The following is a 21,135-nucleotide window of genomic DNA, read 5'->3' on the forward strand; positions in this document are numbered from 1 at the left end:
GCCGCGCCCACCGTCATCGCGCCGATGACCCCACCCGGCGGCGCCCCGGTGCCGCCGCCCGGTCCGGTGCCCGTCCCGTACGGCCAGCCGCCCCAGCAGCAGTCGTACGGCGGGCCCGGCGCCCCGACCGCCCCGCCGCCGCCCGGCTACGGTCAGCCCCAGGCACCACAGGCCCCGACCCCGCCGCCCGGCTACGGCCAGCCGACCCCGCCTCCCGGATATGGCCAGCAGCCGCCCATGGGGCAGGTCCCGGCGCAGCAGGGCTACGGCGTCCCGCAGGGTGCTCCCCAGGGCGGCGCGGGAGTCGCCGCCGCGCTGCAGCAGTTCAAGGAGACGCCCACCGGGCAGCGCTGGACGCAGCAGAACAAGAAGCTGGTCCGGGTCGACCTCGGCATCGGCGGCCATCCCGTGCTCGCCCGGCAGGGCAGCATGGTGCTCTACCAGGGCAAGGTCGACTTCAGCTACAAGGGCGCGGGCTTCGCCGGCCGCATCGTGGGCAACGCCACCGGCCAGGAGATGCAGCTGATGCGCTGCACCGGCCAGGGCCAGGTCTTCCTCGCCGAGAACTCCACCCACCTGCATCCCATCGAGCTCCAGGGCGACGCGATCTGCGTCTCCGCCGAGAACGTCCTCGCCTTCGACGAGGGCCTCCAGTACGAGGTCCGCCGCATCGAGGGACACGGCATCCCCGGGGGCGCGCTGTTCACGATGCAGTTCCAGGGGACGGGCACGATCGTCGTCAAGACGCACGGCACGCCCGTCGTCCTGCCGGTCACGCCGACCACTTTCGCCGACTGCAACGCCGTCGTCGCCTGGTCGGCCGCCGCCCAGGTGATCGTCTCCAGCCAGGTCCGCATGCGCCGCAACGCCTACCCGGGCGACACCGGCGAGAGCGTCAACCTGCAGTTCCGGGCCGCGCCCGGCAACTTCGTCGTCGTACAGCCCTACGAGGTCTGAGGGAGCCCGTCATGAACCAGCCGCTCGCGGGCTACGCCCCCGCACCCGTCACCACCCGCATGGAGAACCACGGCAACCAGATGCTGAAGGTCGCCATGCAGACCGGCAACGACCTCCTCGCGCGCGTGGGGTCGATGGTCGCCTACGAGGGCTTCATCCAGTACGAGCCCAACCCGCCCGCCGTGCGCCAGATCGCCCGCGACTGGATCACCGGCGAGGGCGCGCCCCTGATGAAGTGCTCCGGCGACGGACTGCTCTACCTCGCCGACTACGGCGCGAACGTCGTCGTCATCAACCTCAACGGCGACGGCATCTCCGTCAACGCCACCAACCTCCTCGCCTTCGACGCGTCCCTGACCTGGGGCGTCGAGCGGGTCAAGGGACTGGCGAAGTTCGCGGGCCAGGGCCTGTGGAACACCAAGATCTCCGGGCAGGGCTGGGTCGCGCTGACCTCCCGGGGCAAGCCGATCGTCGTCGACTGCGGCGGAGGAGAGGACGAGACCTACGTCGACCCGGACGCACTCGTCGCCTGGTCCCCGAACCTCAAGGTGAAGGGCAAGCGCAGCTTCAAGGCGCAGTCGCTGATCGGCCGCGGCAGCGGCGAGGCCTACCAGATGGCCTTCTCCGGTCAGGGCATCGTCGTCGTCCAGCCCAGCGAGGACAGCACCGACCGCCTGCGGTTCCGGGGCTGAGGGGGAGCCAGAAACGCTATGCAGAGTCCGCTTTTCGCCTTCAACGACTCGCAGTCCCAGGACCGCTACAGCTTGCAGAACAAGCAGATGCTGCGCGTCACGCTGCAGGGTCACGACGACATCCTGGCCCGCAAGGGCACCATGGTCGCCTACCAGGGGCTCGTCGAGTTCGACGCCGAGTACCAGAACAGCCGGCAGGCCTACGCGCGTGCCGCGACCGGTGAGGGCCTCAGCCTGATGCGCTGCCACGGGCAGGGCACGGTCTTCTTCGCCAACCTCGCCCAGCACATCCACGTGGTGGACGTGGAGCAGGACGGCCTCACCGTCGACAGCAGCTATGTGCTCGCGATGGACTCCTCGCTGCACCACGAGGTCATCGCCGTCGACAGCCAGTACGGCATCTCCGGCTCAGGGAAGTACCAGCTCAACATCACCGGCCGCGGCAAGGTCGCTCTGATGACCTCCGGTGCGCCGCTGATGATGCAGGTGACGCCCGACAAGTACGTCAACTGCGACGCGGACGCCATCGTCGCCTGGTCGACCAGCCTGCGCGTCCAGATGCAGGCCCAGACGCACTCCTCCGGGGTGTGGCGGCGCCGCGGCAACACCGGTGAGGGCTGGGAGCTCAGCTTCATGGGCAGCGGCTTCGCGCTCGTCCAGCCGAGCGAGCTGCTGCCGCCGCAGAACGCCCAGATCGGCTCGGGCCTGTCCGCGCAGTACGGCATGGGGCAGCAGGGAGTGCGGGCGCAGAACCAGGGCAACGTCTGGAGCTGACCGTCCGGAAAGCAAACGTAAGGGGCGCCGGCAACTGCGGGCGCCCCTTACACGTTGTTACACGTTGCCGAGAATCACAGCCTCGTGCGCGTCGCCTCCAGCAGGCGTACGACCGACTCGTCGGCCACCTCCGCCACCTCGTCGTAGCCGAACCAGCGCAGGTCGAGCGACTCGTCGCTGATCTCCTGGACGGCGCCGGGCGGGGCCACGAGGGCGTACTGCACATCCAGATGCCAGTGGCAGGGCGCCGGGATGGGATGGCGGTCCAGGCGCACCGGACCGCCCGGCAGCAGCGTCAGAGCAGTGATGCCCGACTCCTCCGTGGCCTCGCGCAGGGCGGCGGCCCGCAAGGACGCATCCTCCGGCTCGCAGTGGCCGCCCATCTGGAGCCACATCCGCAGCTTCCTGTGCAGGGTCAGCAGAACGCGCTCGCGCGACGGATCGATCACCAGGGCGCTCGCCGTGAGGTGTCCCGCGTGGCAGGCCTTCCACAGGCCGTCCGGATGGGCCGCCAGATGGTCCAGATAGATCTGGCGCAGCTCCGCCTGGTCCTCGTACCCCTTCAGGACGAGGACCGCGTCGTCGTACAGGCTCACGCGGTGCTGTCGCCCTTGGTGTCGTCGCCCTTGGTGTCGCTGTCCCCGGTCCCGTCGCTGTCGGGCTCGTCGCTCCCGGGCTCGTCCTTCTTCAGGTTCGGCTTCCCCGCGGAACCGCCCGCCGCCTCGCCGAGCATCTTGTCCAGCTCGGAGAAGTCCAGCTGCTCGCGGTGCACGAAGCCGTCCGGGTCGTCCAGGTCGGAGGCCGTCGGCAGCATGTCCGGGTGGGCCCACAGGGCGTCCCGGCCGTCGACCCCGCGCGCGTCCGTCAGGGACGCCCACAGACGGGAGGCGTCGCGCAGGCGGCGCGGGCGCAGCTCCAGGCCGATCAGCGTGGCGAACGTCTGCTCCGCCGGACCGCCCGTCGCACGACGGCGGCGCAGGGTCTCGCGCAGCGCGTCCGCGGACGACAGGCGCGGCTTCGCGGCCGCGTGCACCACCGCGTCCACCCAGCCCTCCACGAGCGCCAGAGCCGTCTCCAGACGCGCCAGGGCGGCCTTCTGCTCCGGGGTGTCCTCCGGCTGGAACATGCCCTGCTGAAGAGCGTCCTGCAGCTGCTCCGGGTTCTGCGGGTCGAACTGACCGACCACGTCCTCCAGCTTGGCCGTGTCGACCTTGATCCCGCGCGCGTACCCCTCGACCGCGCCGAACAGGTGGGAGCGCAGCCACGGCACATGCGCGAAGAGGCGCTGGTGGGCCGCCTCGCGCAGGGCGAGGTAGAGCTGCACCTCCTCCTTCTTCACGCCCAGGTCCTTGCCGAACGCCTCGATGTTCATCGGCAGCAGCGCGGCCTTGCCGGCCGGGCCGAGCGGCAGGCCGATGTCGGTGGAGCCGACGACCTCGCCCGCGAGCACGCCGACGGCCTGCCCGATCTGTGTGCCGAACATCGCGCCGCCCATGGAGCGCATCATGCCGATCAGCGGGCCGGCCATGGCCTGCATCTCCTCCGGCAGGACGTCGCCCATCGCGGCGCCGACACGCTCGGCGACCGGGTCGACCAGCTCCTGCCAGGCGGGCAGGGTCGCCTCGACCCACTCCGCGCGGGACCAGGCCACGGCGCTGCCCGCGCCCGACGGCAGCGACGTCGCGTCGTCGAGCCACAGGTCGGCCAGGCGCACGGCCTCCTGGACCGCGCTGCGCTCGGAGGGCCCGATGCTCGAGTCCTTGGTGCCGTCGGCGGTGCCCTGGGAGACGGTCTGGCGGGCGATCTGCTTGGCCATGTCCCAGTTCACCGGACCGCCCTCGTACGAGAGCATCTGGCCGAGTTGCTGGAACGCGGCGCCCAGGTCGTTGGGGTTCAGCGAACCGAACATCGCAGCGAGCGGATTGTCCGCGCCGGGGCCGCCAAAGCCCCCGGCGCCGGGCAGCCCGCCGAAACCGAACGGGTTGGCCGGGCCCTGACCACCACCGCTCTCCTGGTCCTTCTTCTTGCCCTCGTCGCCGTCTTCCGGCTCCTCCGGCGGAAGGCCGAATCCGAATGGGGTGTCACTCACGGGATTCCTCGGCTGGTAAGGCCGCCGGATGTCCACCGACGGCACGACTGCCCGATAACACCACCCAGCGTAGACACCGTGGGCGGTTCGGGCCTCAGTGCTTCGCCGACTGGCGGCCTGCGGCAGGATGGATGCCACCTGGTACGGACGCGTCACTCGCGTTCGTACTGAAGACAACCGCTGGAGACGCCCGGTGAGTTCCCCAGATCCGCAGGTTCGCGCAGCGCGAAACGAGTCAACCCGTCCGTCGCCCGACAATCGCCCCTCGACGGCGCCGCATCGCGCCGACGAGTCGATCGCGGTGCGCGGACCCGTCGTCGCGGTGACCGGCGCCGCGTCCGGCGTCGGTGCCCTGCTCACCGAGCGGCTCGCCGCCTCGGACGAGATCAAGCAGGTCATCGCCATCGACGAGCGGCGCGGGGAGTGCGCGGCGGCGCAGTGGCACATCCTCGACGTGCGGGACCCGGCCATCGCGGACAAGCTGCGGGGCGCGGACGTCGTGGTGCACCTGGCGCTCGACCTGGATCTGGAGACCGATGCCGCCGCCCGTACGGCCTACAACGTCCGGGGCACGCAGACCGTGCTGACCGCGGCCGCCGCCGCCGGGGTCCACCGGGTCGTGCTGTGCACCTCCGCCATGGTCTACGGGGCGCTGCCGGACAACGAGCTGCCGCTGTCCGAGGACGCCGAGCTGCGCGCCACGGCCGAGGCCACCGGTGTCGGGGATCTGCTGGAGATCGAGCGCCTCGCGCGGCGCGCCCCGCGCGCGCATCCGGGGCTCAATGTCAGCGTCGTACGCCCCGGGGTGCTCGTGGGAGGCACGGACACCGCGCTGACCAGGTACTTCGAGTCGCCCCGGCTGCTCGTCGTGGCCGGTTCGCGGCCCGCCTGGCAGTTCTGCCATGTCGAGGACCTGTGCAGCGCTCTGGAGTACGCCGTCCTGGAGAAGGTCGAGGGCGAGCTCGCGGTCGGCTGCGACGGCTGGCTGGAGCAGGAGGAGGTCGAGGAGCTCAGCGGGATCCGCCGGATGGAGCTGCCCTCCGCGGTGGCCCTGGGCGCGGCGGCCCGGCTGCACCGGATCGGGCTGACACCCTCCCCGGCAGGTGACCTGGCCTACACGATGTACCCCTGGGTGGTGAGCGGGAGCCGGCTGCACGACGCGGGATGGCGGCCCCAGTGGACCAACGAGGAGGTGCTCGCGGAGCTGCTGGAGGAGGTCTCCGGCCGGCACACGGTCGCCGGACGGCGGCTGGGCCGCAAGGACGCCACGGCGGCCGGGGCCGCGGGCGCGACGGTCGCACTGCTCGGCGCGGCGGCCGTGGTCCGACGGGCCCGCAAGGCACGCCGCCGCATCTGAGAACGGCCCCTCCTGCGGGACACTCCAAGCCCGCACGCTGTAGGACACTCCAAGCCCGCACGCGCGCGTACCGGTCGAATCGTCTGTTCCGTGTTCTCCCGGGCGTGCGGCACGATGGGGGCATGGCATCCACCGACGACCACCCCGGCGAGCAGGCCGCGCAGGACCCCATCAAGCTGATCGCCGTCCGAGAGACCGCGCTCTCCCTGGACGAGGTGTTCCGGGCCGTCGGTGACGACGCGGCAGGCGGGATCGCGCTCTTCGTGGGGACCGTACGCAACCACGACGGCGGCGCCGACGTCGACCGGCTCGGCTACTCCAGCCACCCCAGCGCTGAGGCCGAGATGCGGCGGATCGCGGAGAAGGTCGTCGCCGAATACCCGGTACGGGCGCTTGCCGCCGTGCACCGGATCGGCGACCTGGGCGTCGGGGATCTCGCGGTCGTCGTAGCCGTGTCGTGCCCGCACCGGGCCGAGGCCTTCGAGGCCTGCCGGAAGCTGATCGACGACCTGAAGCACGAAGTGCCCATCTGGAAGCACCAGACCTTCTCCGACGGCACGGAGGAATGGGTGGGCGCCTGCTGACCCCCCGGGACTGCTGAACCCCCCCCGGCCCGCTGAACCCCCTTTGCCGCCCCTCCGGTTGCGTAACCGCACCCCTGCCGTGAGCGTTGTCAGTGCGGATGGTTAATCTGCTGATCAGTCAGTTCGAGCGGTTGCTCACCGGGGTTGGGAGGTCGGCATGGGGGCACTCCTGTGGTTGCTGATTCCGCTCTTTGCCGCGATAGGCGCGGGTCTGTGGGGCAGCTGGGCCAACCGGACCCGCAAGCAGCGGGGCGACGGGCCCGAACTCACCGGGTACGCCCGCTTCCGCGAGGCCATGGAGAAGTCCGACTCCGGTACGTGACATGACAGGGGTGGGGCTGACGGCGCGCTGACAGCACCGTCCCGTACTGTCTTGGCATGCCACGCCGCACCGCGACGATGCTCGCCTCCACCCTGATGCTGATCGCGCTCCTGTGCGCGGGAGTGTTCATCCCCGTGCCGTACTCGGAGATGTCCCCGGGCCCCACGGTGAACACGCTGGGCGACCATGACGGCGAGCCCGTGCTGCAGATCTCCGGGCATAAAACGTATGCGACGAGCGGTCACCTGAACATGACCACGGTGCGGGTCACCAGCGCCGACTACCGCATGAACCTCGTCGAGGCCGTCTACGGCTGGCTCGCCCACGACAGCAAGGTCGTGTCGCACGAGACGCTCTACCCGGACGGCAAGACCGAGCAGCAGTCGACGCAGGAGAACGCCGAGGAGTTCAGCCAGTCCCAGGAGAGCGCCAAGGTCGCCGCCCTGAAGGAACTCGGCGTCCCGGTGAAGTCCTTCGTGATCGTCTCGGCGGTGGTCAAGGGCTCGCCGGCCCAGGGCAAGCTGCACGCCGGTGATGTGATCAAGGCCGTCGACGGCACGGCCGTGAAGGAGACGACCGACGTCTCCAAGCTGGTGACCAAGCACAAGCCCGGCCAGGACGTCACGTTCACCGTCGTGCCCGCCAAGGAGCAGGCCGCCGCCCAGAAGCAGAAGAAGACGGCGACCAGGACCCAGGACGTCACGATCACGACCACCACGTCGCACGACGAAGGCGAGAAGCGCGCCATCGTCGGTATCTCCGCCGGCCTGGATCACACGTTCCCGTTCAGCATGGACATCAAGCTCGCCGACGTCGGCGGGCCGAGCGCCGGTCTGATGTTCTCGCTCGGCCTGTACGACAAGCTGACGCCCGGCAGCCTGACCGGCGGCAAGTTCGTCGCGGGCACCGGCACGATTGACGACGACGGCAAGGTCGGCCCGATCGGCGGCATCGAGATGAAGACGGTCGGAGCGCGCAACAAGGGCGCCCAGTACTTCCTGACGCCGGCCGACAACTGCGCGGCCGCCGCCAAGGACACCCCCGGCGGGCTCACCCTGATCAAGGTGAACACCATCGACGACGCCCTCGGCGCGCTGAAGGATCTCCGCTCGGGCAGGACGTCCGACCTGCCCAAGTGCACGACCAAGTAGCCGACTCAACCGACCGACCGTCCACCGTCCGGCCGGGGGCGGGCTACTCCTCGAACGTCGCCGACAGTGCCTGCGCCAGACCCGGCACCAGGTCCGCGCCCGTCAGGACCTCGGTAGGGCTGTCCTTCTCGCGCAGGCGCAGCGCCGAGTCGCGGGTGCCGTCGCGCAGCACCGCCACCGTCATGCGGACCTCCTGACGCTCCGGGTGGTCCGCCACCCACTTCGCGAGCGCGGCCTCGTCGAGGTTCTCGGGGACCTGGGTCTCGGCGGACGGCGGCAGCATCAGCCGTTCCACCGTCAGCGCGCAGCCGGCCACCGCGTCGGGCCAGGCGATGGTGGCGAGGAACTCGTCCAGCGGCTTCCCGGCCGGGATCTCGTCCTGCTCGATCGGAGTGAGACCGCCGGTCCCGGAGCCGTCCTCCAGTCCGAGCTGGGTCGCGAGCGCGGGTTCCTGGGACCGCAGCCGGGCGGTGTCGACGAGGGCGAAGAGGCGGGCGGGACGGTCCCAGCCGAGGCCGGAGACGTACTCGTCGATCTCGAGTACGGCCCGGGTGAGCGGGTTCGCTGCCATGGGAGTGTTGGACATGGTCACAATCCTGCCTCGTTCATAGCCGGAATCGGGAACCGAGTAAACGGTGAGTAAGTTGCATAGGTGTGGGCCCGCGATCACGGGGGGCCACGGCAGGTCCGTGAACACGCGGGTCTGACGGATCGACAGCGAACTTCGAGGTGCGCACCTTGGCTTTCCAGATGCCGGACCGCGGCGGAGGCCCGACGGGGCCACGGATCAGAGTGGGCCGCCCGTCCCGGCGCGTCCGGACCCTGCTCATGACACTGGGCGTCCTGGCCGTGCTCGGCATGGCGTTCACCATGTTCGCGGGCTTCTGGACCGACTGGCTCTGGTATCGCTCCGTGAAGTACTCCTCCGTCTTCACGACCACGCTGTGGACCAAGATCGGGCTGTTCTTCGTCTTCGGACTGCTGATGGCCCTGGCGGTCGGCTTCAACATCTGGCTGGCGCACCGTCTGCGTCCGCCGCTGAGCGCCATGTCGATGGAGCAGCAGAGCCTCGACCGGTACCGCATGGGCATCGCGCCGTACAAGACCTGGCTGCTGCTCGGGATCACCGCCCTGGTGGGGCTGATCGCCGGCGCCTCGGCGTCGAGCCAGTGGCGCACCTGGCTGATGTGGGTCAACGGCGTGCCCTTCCACCAGAAGGACCCCCAGTTCCACCTCGACGTCTCGTTCTACGCCTTCGACCTGCCCTGGTACCGCTTCCTGCTCGGCTTCGGCTTCGCCGCCGCGATCCTCTCCCTGATCGCCGCCGCGCTCACGCACTACCTGTACGGCGGCCTGAGGATCACCTCCCCGGGCGCGCGTGCCACCGCGTCCGCGACGGGGCATCTGTCGGTGCTGCTCGGCTTCTTCGTCGCCCTGAAGGCGGTCGCCTACTGGCTCGACCGGTACGGCCTCGCGGTCAAGTCGAGCGACTTCAAGGCGACGGACAACTGGACCGGCCTGAGGTACGTCGACGCGAACGCCTATCTGCCGGCGAAGACGATCCTGTTCTGCATCGCCGTCATCTGCGCGCTGCTGTTCTTCGCCACCCTGTGGCGGCGCACCTGGCAGCTCCCCGTCATCGGCTTCGGCCTGATGGTGCTCTCGGCGATCCTCATCGGCGGGCTCTACCCGGCGATCGTGCAGAAGTTCCAGGTCCAGCCCAACGAGCAGGCCAAGGAAGCGCCGTACGTCCAGAAGAACCTCAAGGCGACGCGTGAGGCGTACGGCATCGACGGCGCCAAGGTCTCCGACTACTCGGGGACGAGCAAGACGAAGGACAAGTCCACGCTGCGCGACGACGTCGACCCCACGGCGAGCATCCGCATCCTGGACCCGAACATCGTCTCGCCCACGTTCCAGCAGCTCCAGCAGATCAGGAACTACTACGCGTTCCCGACCAATCTGGACGTCGACCGGTACAGCAAGGACGGCAAGGACCAGGACACGGTCATCGGTCTGCGCGAGCTGAACCTCAACGGCATTCCGAAGAACAACTGGATCAACGACCACTTCCGCTACACCCATGGCTACGGCGTGGTCGCCGCCAAGGGCACCGCGGCCGACGCCAACGGCCAGCCGGTCTTCACCGAGTACGACCTGCCCTCCAGGGGCGCCCTGGGATCGTACGAACAGCAGGTCTACTACGGCGAGAAGACCACCACGTACTCCATCGTCGGCGGTCCCCAGAAGGAGATCGACTACTCCGACGACAGCGGTGAGAAGACCACCAGCTACAAGGGCAAGAGCGGGGTCAACCTCGCCAACCCGATCAACCGGGCCGCGTACGCGGTGGCGTTCAACGAGCCGCAGATCCTGTACTCCGGCGCGATCGGCAAGGGTTCGCGCATCCTGTACAACCGCACGCCCAAGGAGCGCGTCGAGGCGGTGGCGCCCTGGCTGACCATCGACGGGGACGCCTATCCGGCGGTGGTCAACCACCGCATCCAGTGGATCGTCGACGCGTACACGACGACGAACGGATACCCGTACGCCTCCCGTACGACCCTCGGTGACACCACGGCCGACTCGCTGACCGCGACCAACAACTCGCGTGCGGTGGTGGCCCAGCAGAACCAGGTCAACTACATCCGCAACTCGGTGAAGGCGACCGTCGACGCGTACACCGGCGAGGTCAAGCTCTACCAGTGGGACACCAAGGACCCGGTGCTGAAGACCTGGATGAAGGCCTTCCCCCACACGGTGAAGCCGCGGTCCGCGATCTCCCCCGACCTGATGGCCCATCTGCGGTATCCGCAGGACCTGTTCAAGGTCCAGCGCGAGCTGCTCACGCGCTACCACGTCACCAACCCGACGACCTTCCTCAGCGGCAGTGAGGTGTGGCAGGTCCCGAGCGACCCGACCAACAAGTCGGGCAACGCGGTGCCGCCGTACTACCTGAGCATGAAGATGCCCGACCAGTCGTCCCAGGCGTTCTCGCTGACGACGACGTTCACGCCCAACGGCAGAGACAACCTCAGCGCGTTCATGACGATCGACGCCGAGGCGGGCAGCAGCGACTACGGCAAGATCAGAATCCTGAAACTGCCGACGAGCACGACCGTCGACGGACCCAAACAGGTGCAGAGCCAGTTCAACTCCGAACAGGACATCGCCGAGTCCATCAAACTGCTCAAGGGTGGCGACTCCGACATCGAGTACGGCAACCTGCTGACCGTGCCGCTCGACGGAGGACTGCTGTACGTGGAGCCGGTCTACGTACGCGGCGGTGGACTGAAATACCCCCTGCTGCGCAAGGTGTTGGTCAGCTACGGCGACAAGACCGCCTTCGAGGACACCCTCGACGAGGCCCTCAACAAGGTCTTCGGAGCGGAGAGTTCGACCAAGCCACCCGCCGACCAGGGGACGACCAAGCCACCAACGTCCACCAACCCGACGGTCCAGGATGCGCTGAACGACGCCCAGAAGGCCTTCGACGCCGGCCAGGAGGCGCTGAAGAAGAACGACTGGCAGGCGTACGGCGAGGCGCAGAAGGACCTCGAGGCCGCGCTCAAGAGGGCCGAGGCGGCGCAGTCCAAGGCCGACAAGACGGCCGGCAGCGGCGGCAGCGGCAAGCCGGGCGGCAAGGCGAGCAGCAGTCCCAGTAAGCAGCCGAGCAGCAGTCCCAGTACGAAGCCGAGCGGCAGTCCGAGCGGCTAGCGGATCACCGCTGATCAGCACCGCCCCGCGTCGTGGTACGGTTGTAACACAACGACGCGGGGTGGAGCAGCTCGGTAGCTCGCTGGGCTCATAACCCAGAGGTCGCAGGTTCAAATCCTGTCCCCGCTACGGAAATCGAAGGCCCGGATCCAGACGGATCCGGGCCTTCGTGATGTGCGAACGCATGTGCCGGTCGAAGGGATCGCCGTGCCGCCTCGGGGGGTTGGGAGATCTGTGTTTCACTTGTCTCTCTGTGGGCATGTCGACAAAACGCTGAAGTGACCTCACTGGCTGCGGTATACCAGGTGTACCCGGGTTGCAGGTGGTGCGACGATGGACGTTATGGGGGACAAGGCAACTCTGTTCGAGACAGGGCGATTTGTGCAGCCTTCCGAACCGGGAGACGCCGGGGAGGTGGCTGAGGAGGCCGTCGAGGAGGTTCGCCGCCGGCTCGCCGCCGAAGCCGGCGACGTCGAGGCGATGAGCGTCCTCGGGGCCATGCTGCTGCGCCGCGGTGATCTCGACGGAGCCGAGCCCCAGCTGCGTGCTGCCACCGCCGCGGGCGACCGCGCCGCCGCCAACAACCTGGGAGTCCTTCTCCACCAGCGCGGATACGCCGACGAGGCCGCCGGATGGTGGCGGATCGCCGCCGTCGCCGGATCCGCGGCGGCCGCGCACGCGCTGGGCCGCCACCACCGTGAGCGCGGGGACGAACCCGCCGCCGAGTACTGGCTGCGCCAGTCCGCCGAGCAGGGTCATGCCCTGGGCGCCTACGCGCTCGCCGATCTGCTGGAGCACCGCGGGGACCCCGGGGCCGAGGCGTGGATGCGGACCGCCGCCGAGCACGGGCACCGGGAGGCGGCGTACCGGCTGGCGCGCGCGATCGACCGCCGTGCGGCACTGGAGGGCGAGGAGGGAGCTGACAACGGTGTCGAACTGCTGGCCGAGGCCGAGCAGTTCTACCGGCAGGCCGCCGCGCGCGGGCACCGGCGCGCCGCGCTGCACCTCGGCGCGATCCTGGAGAAGCGCGGCGAGCTCAAGGAGGCCGGACGCTGGTACCTGACGTCCGCCAAGGACGGGGAGGCGCGGGCCGCGTGCGCGCTCGGCTTCCTGCTGCGCGACGCGGGCGACACCGAGAGCGCCGCCGTGTGGTGGCTCAGAGCCGCCCAGGACGGCGACGGCAACGCAGCCAACGCCCTCGGCGCGCTGCATGCCGAGCGCGGCGAGACGCAGACCGCCGAGCGCTGGTACCGCGCGGCGATGGACGCCGGGGACGACAACGGCGCGTACAACCTCGGGCTGCTCTGCGCCGAGCAGGGCCGGACCGGACAGGCCGAGCAGTGGTACCGGCGGGCCGCGTACGCCGGGCACCGCGAGGCGGCCAACGCGCTGGCGATCCTGCTGCTGCAGGGCGGGGACACGACGGGCGCCGAGCCGTGGTTCTCCAAGGCCGCCGAGGCCGGGAGCGTGGATGCCGCGTTCAACCTCGGGATCCTCTACGCCGGCCGCGGCACCGAGGAGGACGAGGGCTCCGCGCTGCGGTGGTACGAGCGCGCCGCGGCCGCCGGGCACACGGAGGCCGCGCTGCAGGTCGGCATCGCCCGCCTGCGGGACGGCGACGAGCAGGCGGCGGAGCGGCATCTGCGGTGCGCGGCGGGAGGCGGCAGCGCCGAGGCCGCGTACCGGCTGGCGACGGTGCTGGACGCCCGGCGCCCGCCCGAGCCCGCGCACGAGCTCGGGGAGCCCGCGCACGAGCGGACCGAGTGCGAGGAGTGGTACGAGCGGGCGGCCTCGCAGGGGCACCGCCGTGCGCAGGTGCGCGTCGGGATGCTGGCCGCGGCCCGCGGCGACGTCGTAGAGGCGGCCCGGTGGTACCGCGAGGCGGCCGAGGCGGGATCCCGCAACGGCGCCTTCAACCTGGGGCTGCTGCTGGCCCGGGAGGGAAGCGAGCCCGAGGCCGCCGTGTGGTGGACCCGGGCCGCCGACGCCGGTCACGGACGGGCGGCGCTGCGGCTGGCCCTGGTCTACGCGCGTCGGGGCGAGCTGGCCGAGGGGCAGCGCTGGGCGGACCGCGCGGTGACGCTGGGCCCGGCGGAGGTGTCGGAGCGCGCCGAGCGGCTGCGGGACGCGCTGCGCCAGGAGCTGACGGCGTGAGGCCGCGCCGAGCTGGGACGGAACCGATTTGCCTTTGCCGTCACCGCTGACGTAACGTTGCGTTCATCGACGCGGGGTGGAGCAGCTCGGTAGCTCGCTGGGCTCATAACCCAGAGGTCGCAGGTTCAAATCCTGTCCCCGCTACTGAAGGCTCAGGGCCGGAATCCGGAAACGGGTTCCGGCCCTGAGTGCGTTCACGGAGCGTGTCCCACCGCCTCCTCGTACAGCGTGCGGTCCACCGCCCTCGACTCCGGGACCGTGGCGCCCTGGGCGCGGTAGGCGGCCTGCAGGCGGGTCGTGGTGCCCTTGCGGATCTCCCAGTCCATGCGCAGGGACGGGGTGGCCTCCAGGACCGCCTTGTCGATCTTCAGGAGCTTCGAGAGATAGGCCACGAAGGCCGCGTCCTTCTTGTAGTCCGCGGCGAAGTACGTGTTCACCGTCCGGATGTACGCCCTGAGCAGGGCCACGCCCGCGTCCACGTCGTCGTGCAGCAGCGTGCGGCCGTAGAGCAGTCCGCCCAGGGGCTCCCCGGACGGCTGGCCGCCGAGGAAGGCGTAGCCGGGCCTGCCGTCGACCTTGCGCCAGATCGGGTCCAGCAGCCACGCGGAGTCGACGCCGCCGTTCTGCAGAGCCGTCAGGACGTCCGCCGAGCCCAGCTGGCGGTACTGGATCTCGTCCAGACCGCCGTCGTGCCGCGACAGGGCCTTCTGCATGGCGTACGCGATCACCGAGCCCTTGCCGATCATCGTGCCCAGGGTGCGGCCGGCCATCTTCACCCGCGCCGCCGTCTCGCCGTTCTTCGTGCGCACCCACAGGCCGCTCTTCGACCCGGGGCCGGGCGAGAAGTTCCCCGCGACCCACTTGATGTCGAAGCCGCCCTTGATGCCGTTCATGACGGCCGCCTCCGGTGCCGCCCAGAGCGCGTCGATGTCGCCCTTGGCCAGCAGCGGGAGCGCGTCCGGGGTGGGCAGCACCTTGAGGGTGACGTCAAGGCCCTCGGCCTTGAACTCGCCCTTGTCGACGGCGGCTTCGAGCGGCGCCACGTACTCCGCGCTGAGCGTCCCCGTGGCGATCGTGATCTTTCGCCTCTTGGCGAGGGGCTCGGCGGACGGGGCGAGCGGTTCGCAGCGGGCCGGGGTGCGGTCCGGCGCGAGGTCGGCGGGGTCCGTCCAGGAGGCCTTGCCGCAGCCCTCGACCGGGCTGATCGTGCGCTCTCCGGTCCCCGCCTTCGCCCCGGATCCGTCGGAGTACGGCGACGACGAACAGGCCGCCGAGGCGAGCAGTGCGGCGACGGCGACGACCGCGGCGCCGTAGGTGCGCCCTCTCATGACTGTCCCCTTCCTCGGTCCTTCGGTGCCCAGGGGGTGAGCAACCGGCCCGCCAGACGCACCAGTTCGGAGAAGAGCACGCCGACGACGGCCACGCAGACGATGCCGACGAACATCACGTCGTTCTGGAACAGTGCGCGCGAGTCGAAGATCAGATGCCCGAGGCCGTTCGTCGCGGCGATCTGCTCCGAGGCGACGATCACCAGCACCGCCACGCCCGCCGCGATACGGGCGCCCACCAGGACGGAGGGCAGGGAGGCGGGCAGCAGGACGTGCCGGAACATCTGCCAGGGAGAGGCGCCGAAGACGCGGCCCGCGTCGCGGTGGCCGGACGGGACGGCGATCACCGCCGCCATCGTGGAGATCCACACGAAGAAGAAGACGGTGGTCGCCACCAGGGCCACCTGCGGGCCCTCGCCCAGGCCGAACATGTTCAGGAACACGGGGAGCAGGGCCAGCTTCGGGACGACGTAGAGGGCGTCCAGGAGAGGCTCGAAGGCCGCGCGGACCAGGGGGAGCGAGCCCATCAGAAGGCCCAGCACATAGCCCGCCGCCGTGCCGAGGGCGTAGCCCGCCAGGACGCGCTTCAGCGTCGCCCACACGTCCGGCCACAGGTCGCCGGCCGCGGCCCGGTCCCAGCCGTCGGCCAGGATCGTGGACGGGGCCGGGTAGACGCGGTCGTCGATCCAGCCCTGGACGGCGGCCAGTTGCCACAGCAGGAGCAGGGCGAGGGGCACGGCCGCCGCCAGCGACAGCTCCAGGGCTCTTCTACGGCGGTGGGTGCGCGCGGGGTGGAGTTCCTCCGGGCCCGGGCGGCGGACCAGGATCGCTTCCTCGCGCGGGGTGGTCGTCGTCATGCCGGTGCCGCCTCCTTCCGCAGCAGGTCCCACAACTCGCTTCTGAGGGCCGTGAATTCGGGGCTGGTGCGGATGTCGCCGGTGCGCGGGCGCGGGAACGGCGGCACGCGTTCTGCGATGATCCGGCCCGGGCGCGCGGACATCACCAGCACGCGGTCGCCGAGTACGATCGCCTCCTCCAGGCTGTGGGTGATGAAGAGCGTGGTGGTGCGGGTGGACTGGGTGAGCTCCAGCAGCTCGTCCTGGAGGATCGTGCGCAGCTGGGCGTCGAGGGCGGCGAACGGCTCGTCCATCAGCAGCAGTTCGGGCTCCACCGCGAGCGCGCGGGCGATCGCGACCCGTTGGCGCATGCCGCCTGAGAGGGTCGCGGGGAAGGCGTCGGCGAAGTCGGCGAGACCCATGCGGGCCAGCCAGCTGTCAGCGCGCGCGTTCGCCTCGGGGCGCGGGACACGCTGCACGTCCAGCCCGAAGCGGACGTTGGCGCGCACCGACTTCCAGTCGTAAATGCCGTAGTCCTGGAAGATCATGGCGGCCGGGCGGGCCGCGCGGCGGCGCCGCACGTCGGGTCGCCGCTCGGAGCGGATCTCCAGCAGGCCGGTGCTGGGGCGGAGCAGGCCCGCGGCGATGCGCAGGAGCGTCGACTTGCCGCAGCCCGAGGGGCCGACCAGGCAGACGAACTCGCCGGGGGCGACGGTGAGATCGAGCGGGCCGAGGGCGTCGACGGTGCGCGGCGGACGGCCGAAGGTGCGGGTCAGATCGGTGGCGTGGAGTTTGGGGTGCGGGTCTCCCACGGTTGCTCCTTGCGGAGTTCGGTACGGAGCGGGGGGTGCCGCACGACGATATGACGACCCGTCAGATTCAGGAAGCCTGCGGGCGGCACGGAGTTGAAGCCTGCGGGCAGCATGGAGTTGAAGCCCGTGGGCAGCACAAAGCCCCGGCATCCCAAGGGGGTTGCCGGGGCTCCGGTGAACGCTGCTAGGCGGCCGCGCAGTCCGGGCAGACGCCGCGGTAGGTCACCTCGACGTCCGAGACCGTGAAGCCGAAGCGCTCCGAGTCGGGGAGGTCGGCGAGCGGGTTGCCGCTCGGGTGGACGTCGCGGATCGCGCCGCAGCGGGCGCAGACCAGGTGGTGGTGGGGGCGGTGCGCGTTCGGGTCGTACCGCTTGGCGCGCTTGTCCGTCGCGACCTCGAGCACCTCGCCGAGGGAGACCAGCTCGCCCAGCGTGTTGTAGACGGTCGCCCGGGAGATCTCGGGCAGCTTGGCGACGGCCCTGGTGTGGACCTCGTCGGCCGTCAGATGGACGTGATCGCCGTCGAGAACCTCGGCCACGACGCGCCGCTGCGCGGTCATCCGCCATCCGCGTCCGCGCAGCCGTTCCAGTAGGTCGCTCATGCGATCCAGCCTAACAGCCGGTGGACCACTTTCCGAATGGGTGTGACTTTGGATATCTACTCGACTTGGACTCGATCCAAGTGCTGGTGGGCCGGTCCTTCCCGGCCCGGCCCACCGGTGCTCAGGCGGGCACGTGCAGTCGCTGCGGTGCCCAGCAGCGGATGATGTCGCGGACGGAGACGACGCCGGCGGGCTCGCCGCGGTCGAGGACGATGAGATGGCGGAACCCGCCGCGGGTCATGGCGTTGGCGGCCTCCTCCAGCGTCCAGGCCGGTGCGGCGAAGACGACGTCGGTGGTGGTGTGGGCGTGGGCGCGTTCCGTGTCCGGGTCCTGGCCGAGGCCGATGGCGTTGAGGATGTCGCGTTCGGTGAGGATGCCGATACCGCCGGCGTCGGGATCGAGGACCACGGCCGCGCCCACCCGTCGGGCGGACATCAGGGCGGCGGCCTGGCGGAGGGTGTGGTCAGGGCCGATGGTGAGGACCACCGTGCTCATGGCGTCGCGAACGAGCATGGACTGGAGCCACCTCCTAGGGAACTCCTGGTGACCGGCGGACCCGGTCCGGTGCTCCCGGATGGGCCCGAGTTCGCTAGTTCAGGAATTCACAAGTTCACAAGTGGGGGGACTCTCAGAGTCGCAGGTAAAGCACGGGTCAACAAGAGGGCGCGTGCGGCGGGTTCAGGGCGTGCGGGCACACCCCGTGCCGCTCAGTAGCGCTCGTTGAGATACCCCAGGAACTCGTCGTGCAGCACGCCGTTCGACGCGGCCGCGTTGCCGCTGTGCGGGCCCGGGCGGCCGTCGAGGCCGGTGAAGGTGCCGCCCGCCTCGGTGACGACGATCGCGTTGGCGGCCATGTCCCACAGGGAGAGTTCCGGTTCGGCGCAGATGTCGACCGAGCCCTCGGCCACCATCATGTACGGCCAGAAGTCGCCGTACGCGCGCGTGCGCCACACCTCGCGCGACAGGTCCAGGAAGCCGTTCAGCCGGCCCTGCTCGTCCCAGCCGGTCAGCGAGGAGTACGCGAAGGAGGCGTCCGAGAGCTTCGAGACGCGCGAGACATGCAGGCGGGAGGCCGAGGAGAGGCTGCGGCCGGAGAACGCGCCGTGGCCCTTCGCGGCCCACCAGCGGCGGCCCAGCGCCGGGGCGGAGACGACGCCGACGACGGGCTGGTAGCCGCCCTCCGAGGCCTCCATCAGGGAGATCAGCGTGGCCCACACCGGGACGCCGCGCACGTAGTTCTTGGTGCCGTCGATCGGGTCGACCACCCAGCGGCGGGGACCGGTGCCCTCCAGCCCGTACTCCTCCCCGAGTACCGCGTCGCGTGGTCGGGCCCGCTGGAGCTGGCCGCGGATCAGTTCTTCCGCCGCCTTGTCCGCCTCGCTCACCGGGGTCATGTCCGGCTTGGTCTCGACCTTCAGGTCGAGGGCCTTGAAGCGGTCCATGGTGGTCGCGTCGGCGGCGTCCGCGAGGACGTGGGCAAAGCGGAGGTCGTCCAGATAGTCCGGCATGGAACGAACGGTATCCACCGAGATCGGGACGGGGCCAGCGGGCCCCGCTTACGGTTTGGCGGCACATCTGCCGCGCACCCGCGGCACACGAAGGCCGAAGGGCGCCCCCGCAGTGCGCTCGCGAACCCTTGACAGTGCCCCCGGGCGCGTCAAATCTGGGCGCAGAGCCGCTCGCCCCAGGGAGGCGGATGATGCCTGCAGCGCGGGAATCCCTACTGGACGCCGCGTACACGGCGCTTGCGCGCCGGCCGTGGTCGGCCGTGCGGATGGTGGATGTGGCCGCGGCGGCCGGAGTGTCCAGGCAGACGCTGTACAACGAGTTCGGCAGCAAAGAGGGTCTTGCGCGTGCGCTGGTGAGAAGGGAGGCGGACGCGTATCTCGCCGGGATCGAGCGGGCGTTGACCACCCACAGCGACGCCCGGGAGCGGCTGACCGCGACCGCCGAGTGGACCGCGTCCACCGCCCGCGACAACGCGCTGGTACGCGCCATGCTGACCGGCTGCTGGAGCGAGCGCCTGCCCTCGCCGACGCTGTCCGCGGTGCCGTCCTCCTCGGCTGTGCCGGCGCAGCGGCGGGCGGACGGCCCGCTGCCCTCGCCCGGCGACTTCGTGGCGATGGTCCGGGACCGGGCCGTGGCCGTCCTTGCGGGCCCCGGAGCGCTCAAGTCGGACACCGCGGACCTGGCCCGCTCCTGCGAACTGGTGGTGCGGATCGCGCTGTCCTGCGTGTCGGCCCCGCCGGGGGAGGGCGGCGTCTCGGACCTGGTGCGCACGGCGCTGCCCCGGCAGGCGGTGTGACGGACCGTCACGCACGGAGCTAGTGCGCCGAGCCCGACAGCTGCAGGCCGATCACGCCCACGATCACCAGGCTGATCGAGACGAGCTTGAGGGCGGAGACCAGGTCGCCGAGGAAGATCATGCCGTAGATCGCGGTGCCCGCGGCGCCGATGCCGGTCCACACCGCATAGGCGGGGCCGACGTCGAGCTTGCGCAGGGACAGGGTCAGCAGGCCGAAGCTGCCGAGCGCGAATATGCAGAACGCGATCGTGGGCCAGAGCCGCGAAAAACCGTGCGAGAGCTTCAGGCACACGGCGAAACCGGTCTCGAGCAACCCGGCCACCACCACCAGCAGCCACGCCATGTGCTGTCCTCCCGTACGTCAGGCTGGGTGCGATTATGCACTTACCGGACCCGGGTGCACACAAACAACGCGGTGGTCACACGGTCCTGGTCAGTCGCCCTCCGTGTGCTCCCGGGTCGCCAGCAGCCGACGCAGCGAGTACAGCCGGGCGGGATCCGCGTGGCCTTCGGCCACCCACTCGTCCAGTGCGCAGTCCGGCTCGTCGTGGCTGCAGGCGCGCGGGCAGTTCTCCGTGCCCGGTTCGAGGTCGGGGAAGGCGTGGATGACCCGGGACGGGTCGACGTGGGCGAGGCCGAAGGACCGGATGCCCGGGGTGTCGATCACCCATCCCTCGTCGTCGGGCAGGGGCAGGGCGAGCGCCGAGGTCGTGGTGTGACGGCCGCGGCCCGTCACCGCGTTCACATGACCCGTCACACGGCGGCGTTCCTCCGCCACCAGCGCGTTGACCAGCGTCGTCTTGCCGACACCGGAGTGCCCGACGAACGCGGTGACGCGGCCGCGCAACTGCTCGCGCACCCGGACCGTGGCATCGCCGTTCTCCAACTCCTCGCGGCTGGTGACGACATGGGGGATGTCGAGGTCGCCGTAGAGCTCCAGGAGCTTGTCCGGCGGGGCGAGGTCCGACTTGGTCATGACCAGGAGGGGTGTCAGGCCGCCGTCGTAGGCCGCGACCAGGGCGCGGTCGATCAGCCGCGGGCGCGGCTCCGGGTCGGCGAGGGCGGTGACGATGGCGAGCTGGTCGGCGTTGGCGACGACCACGCGCTCGTAGGGGTCGTCGTCGTCCGCCGTGCGGCGCAGCACCGAGGTGCGCGGCTCGATGCGGACGATGCGCGCGAGGGTGTCCTTCTTGCCGGTCAGGTCGCCGACGAGGGCCACCCGGTCGCCGACCACCGCCGCCTTGCGCCCCAGCTCCCGGGCCTTCATCGCCATCACGATCCGGCCGTCGACCAGAACGGTCAGCCGACCCCGGTCGACGGTGAGGACCATGCCCCCGGACGCGTCCTCGTGCGCGGGACGGATGTGCGTACGGGGCCGGGTGCCCTTGCGGTTGGGACGGCTGCGGATGTCGTCCTCGTCGGTGTGCTTGCCGTAGCGGCGCATGTCCCTACGTC

At 70.5% G+C, this 21,135-nt stretch carries 21 protein-coding genes and 2 tRNA genes; 12 read left to right on the top strand and 11 right to left on the bottom strand.

Annotated elements, in window-relative coordinates; all coding sequences use genetic code 11:
* The 3 genes from JYK17_RS28975 to JYK17_RS28985 form a co-directional block, all read left to right on the top strand.
* The coding region (locus tag JYK17_RS28975) for an AIM24 family protein (protein WP_222811526.1) at window positions 1-957 on the top strand (957 nt) is incomplete at its 5' end.
* Window positions 958-968: 11 nt separating this feature from the next.
* Window positions 969-1,649 carry an AIM24 family protein gene (locus JYK17_RS28980; RefSeq protein WP_108014027.1) on the top strand — a complete coding sequence of 227 codons (681 nt, stop codon included), beginning with the start codon at window positions 969-971 and terminating at the stop codon, window positions 1,647-1,649.
* An 18-nt stretch (window positions 1,650-1,667) separates the two neighbouring features.
* Window positions 1,668-2,423 carry an AIM24 family protein gene (locus JYK17_RS28985; RefSeq protein ID WP_108014028.1) on the top strand — a complete coding sequence of 252 codons (756 nt, stop codon included), beginning with the start codon at window positions 1,668-1,670 and terminating at the stop codon, window positions 2,421-2,423.
* 74 nt (window positions 2,424-2,497) lie between these two features.
* On the opposite strand, the gene JYK17_RS28990 is transcribed toward JYK17_RS28985, so the two are convergent.
* Window positions 2,498-3,019: an NUDIX hydrolase gene (locus JYK17_RS28990; protein WP_222811527.1), complete on the bottom strand. Its 522-nt coding sequence runs from the start codon at window positions 3,017-3,019 to the stop codon at window positions 2,498-2,500.
* Window positions 3,016-4,512 carry a zinc-dependent metalloprotease gene (locus JYK17_RS28995; RefSeq protein ID WP_222811528.1) on the bottom strand — a complete coding sequence of 499 codons (1,497 nt, stop codon included), beginning with the start codon at window positions 4,510-4,512 and terminating at the stop codon, window positions 3,016-3,018. The genes JYK17_RS28990 and JYK17_RS28995 overlap by 4 nt, the downstream gene beginning before the upstream one ends.
* A 193-nt stretch (window positions 4,513-4,705) precedes the next feature.
* Between JYK17_RS28995 and JYK17_RS29000 the strand changes: the two genes are divergently transcribed.
* From JYK17_RS29000 to JYK17_RS29015, 4 genes are all read left to right on the top strand, one after another.
* A complete protein-coding gene (locus JYK17_RS29000) occupies window positions 4,706-5,869 on the top strand; it encodes an SDR family oxidoreductase (RefSeq protein WP_108014031.1) in 1,164 nt (387 codons plus the stop codon).
* Window positions 5,870-5,991: 122 nt separating this feature from the next.
* Window positions 5,992-6,453: a molybdenum cofactor biosynthesis protein MoaE gene (locus tag JYK17_RS29005; protein WP_108014032.1), complete on the top strand. Its 462-nt coding sequence runs from the start codon at window positions 5,992-5,994 to the stop codon at window positions 6,451-6,453.
* Between the two features lie 157 nt (window positions 6,454-6,610).
* Complete coding sequence (locus JYK17_RS29010; RefSeq protein WP_016437885.1) at window positions 6,611-6,775, top strand: hypothetical protein; 165 nt, start codon at window positions 6,611-6,613, stop codon at window positions 6,773-6,775.
* Window positions 6,776-6,831: 56 nt separating this feature from the next.
* Complete coding sequence (locus JYK17_RS29015; RefSeq protein WP_108014033.1) at window positions 6,832-7,926, top strand: YlbL family protein; 1,095 nt, start codon at window positions 6,832-6,834, stop codon at window positions 7,924-7,926.
* 43 nt (window positions 7,927-7,969) lie between these two features.
* Here the strand turns inward: JYK17_RS29015 and JYK17_RS29020 are convergent, their stop codons facing one another.
* Window positions 7,970-8,512, bottom strand: a complete 543-nt coding sequence (locus tag JYK17_RS29020) for a PPA1309 family protein (RefSeq protein WP_108014034.1) — start codon at window positions 8,510-8,512, stop codon at window positions 7,970-7,972.
* A 164-nt stretch (window positions 8,513-8,676) separates the two neighbouring features.
* Here JYK17_RS29020 and JYK17_RS29025 point away from each other — a divergent pair, with 164 nt between their 5' ends.
* The 4 genes from JYK17_RS29025 (at window position 8,677) to JYK17_RS29040 (ending at window position 13,941) form a co-directional block, all read left to right on the top strand.
* Entirely contained in the window at window positions 8,677-11,643 is a 2,967-nt protein-coding gene (locus JYK17_RS29025; protein ID WP_222811535.1) for a UPF0182 family membrane protein, read from the top strand.
* A gap of 55 nt (window positions 11,644-11,698) precedes the next feature.
* A tRNA-Met gene (locus tag JYK17_RS29030) sits at window positions 11,699-11,772 on the top strand.
* Window positions 11,773-11,976: 204 nt separating this feature from the next.
* Entirely contained in the window at window positions 11,977-13,797 is a 1,821-nt protein-coding gene (locus JYK17_RS29035; RefSeq protein WP_108014036.1) for a tetratricopeptide repeat protein, read from the top strand.
* A gap of 70 nt (window positions 13,798-13,867) precedes the next feature.
* A tRNA-Met gene (locus JYK17_RS29040) sits at window positions 13,868-13,941 on the top strand.
* Between the two features lie 50 nt (window positions 13,942-13,991).
* Here the strand turns inward: JYK17_RS29040 and JYK17_RS29045 are convergent.
* The 6 genes from JYK17_RS29045 to hisN form a co-directional block, all read right to left on the bottom strand.
* Entirely contained in the window at window positions 13,992-15,125 is a 1,134-nt protein-coding gene (locus JYK17_RS29045) for an ABC transporter substrate-binding protein (protein ID WP_222811529.1), read from the bottom strand.
* Complete coding sequence (locus JYK17_RS29050) at window positions 15,122-15,982, bottom strand: ABC transporter permease (RefSeq protein ID WP_108014038.1); 861 nt, start codon at window positions 15,980-15,982, stop codon at window positions 15,122-15,124. The genes JYK17_RS29045 and JYK17_RS29050 overlap by 4 nt, the downstream gene beginning before the upstream one ends.
* Window positions 15,979-16,773 carry an ABC transporter ATP-binding protein gene (locus tag JYK17_RS29055; protein WP_108014039.1) on the bottom strand — a complete coding sequence of 265 codons (795 nt, stop codon included), beginning with the start codon at window positions 16,771-16,773 and terminating at the stop codon, window positions 15,979-15,981. Before JYK17_RS29055 ends, JYK17_RS29050 begins: the two co-directional genes overlap by 4 nt.
* A 184-nt stretch (window positions 16,774-16,957) precedes the next feature.
* Window positions 16,958-17,374 (bottom strand): Fur family transcriptional regulator, encoded by a 417-nt coding sequence (locus tag JYK17_RS29060; protein ID WP_108014040.1) that lies wholly within the window; start codon window positions 17,372-17,374, stop codon window positions 16,958-16,960.
* A 121-nt stretch (window positions 17,375-17,495) separates the two neighbouring features.
* Complete coding sequence (locus tag JYK17_RS29065; RefSeq protein ID WP_108014041.1) at window positions 17,496-17,888, bottom strand: CBS domain-containing protein; 393 nt, start codon at window positions 17,886-17,888, stop codon at window positions 17,496-17,498.
* Between the two features lie 194 nt (window positions 17,889-18,082).
* Window positions 18,083-18,883, bottom strand: coding sequence for a histidinol-phosphatase (gene hisN, locus JYK17_RS29070; protein ID WP_108014042.1), 801 nt, complete (start codon window positions 18,881-18,883; stop codon window positions 18,083-18,085).
* Between the two features lie 188 nt (window positions 18,884-19,071).
* Here hisN and JYK17_RS29075 point away from each other — a divergent pair, with 188 nt between their 5' ends.
* Entirely contained in the window at window positions 19,072-19,680 is a 609-nt protein-coding gene (locus JYK17_RS29075) for a TetR/AcrR family transcriptional regulator (protein ID WP_181362554.1), read from the top strand.
* Window positions 19,681-19,699: 19 nt separating this feature from the next.
* Here JYK17_RS29075 and JYK17_RS29080 read toward each other — a convergent pair whose 3' ends face one another.
* The gene (locus JYK17_RS29080) at window positions 19,700-20,023 is read right to left on the bottom strand and encodes a DMT family transporter (protein ID WP_108014043.1); all 324 of its coding nucleotides are present in this window, start codon (window positions 20,021-20,023) and stop codon (window positions 19,700-19,702) included.
* Between the two features lie 90 nt (window positions 20,024-20,113).
* On the bottom strand, window positions 20,114-21,124 hold the full coding sequence (gene rsgA, locus JYK17_RS29085; RefSeq protein WP_108014044.1) for a ribosome small subunit-dependent GTPase A: 1,011 nt from the start codon (window positions 21,122-21,124) through the stop codon (window positions 20,114-20,116).
* Window positions 21,125-21,135: the final 11 nt, after the last annotated feature.

This window comes from Streptomyces plumbidurans, assembly GCF_019857225.1.
GTDB classification, from domain to species: domain Bacteria; phylum Actinomycetota; class Actinomycetes; order Streptomycetales; family Streptomycetaceae; genus Streptomyces; species Streptomyces plumbidurans.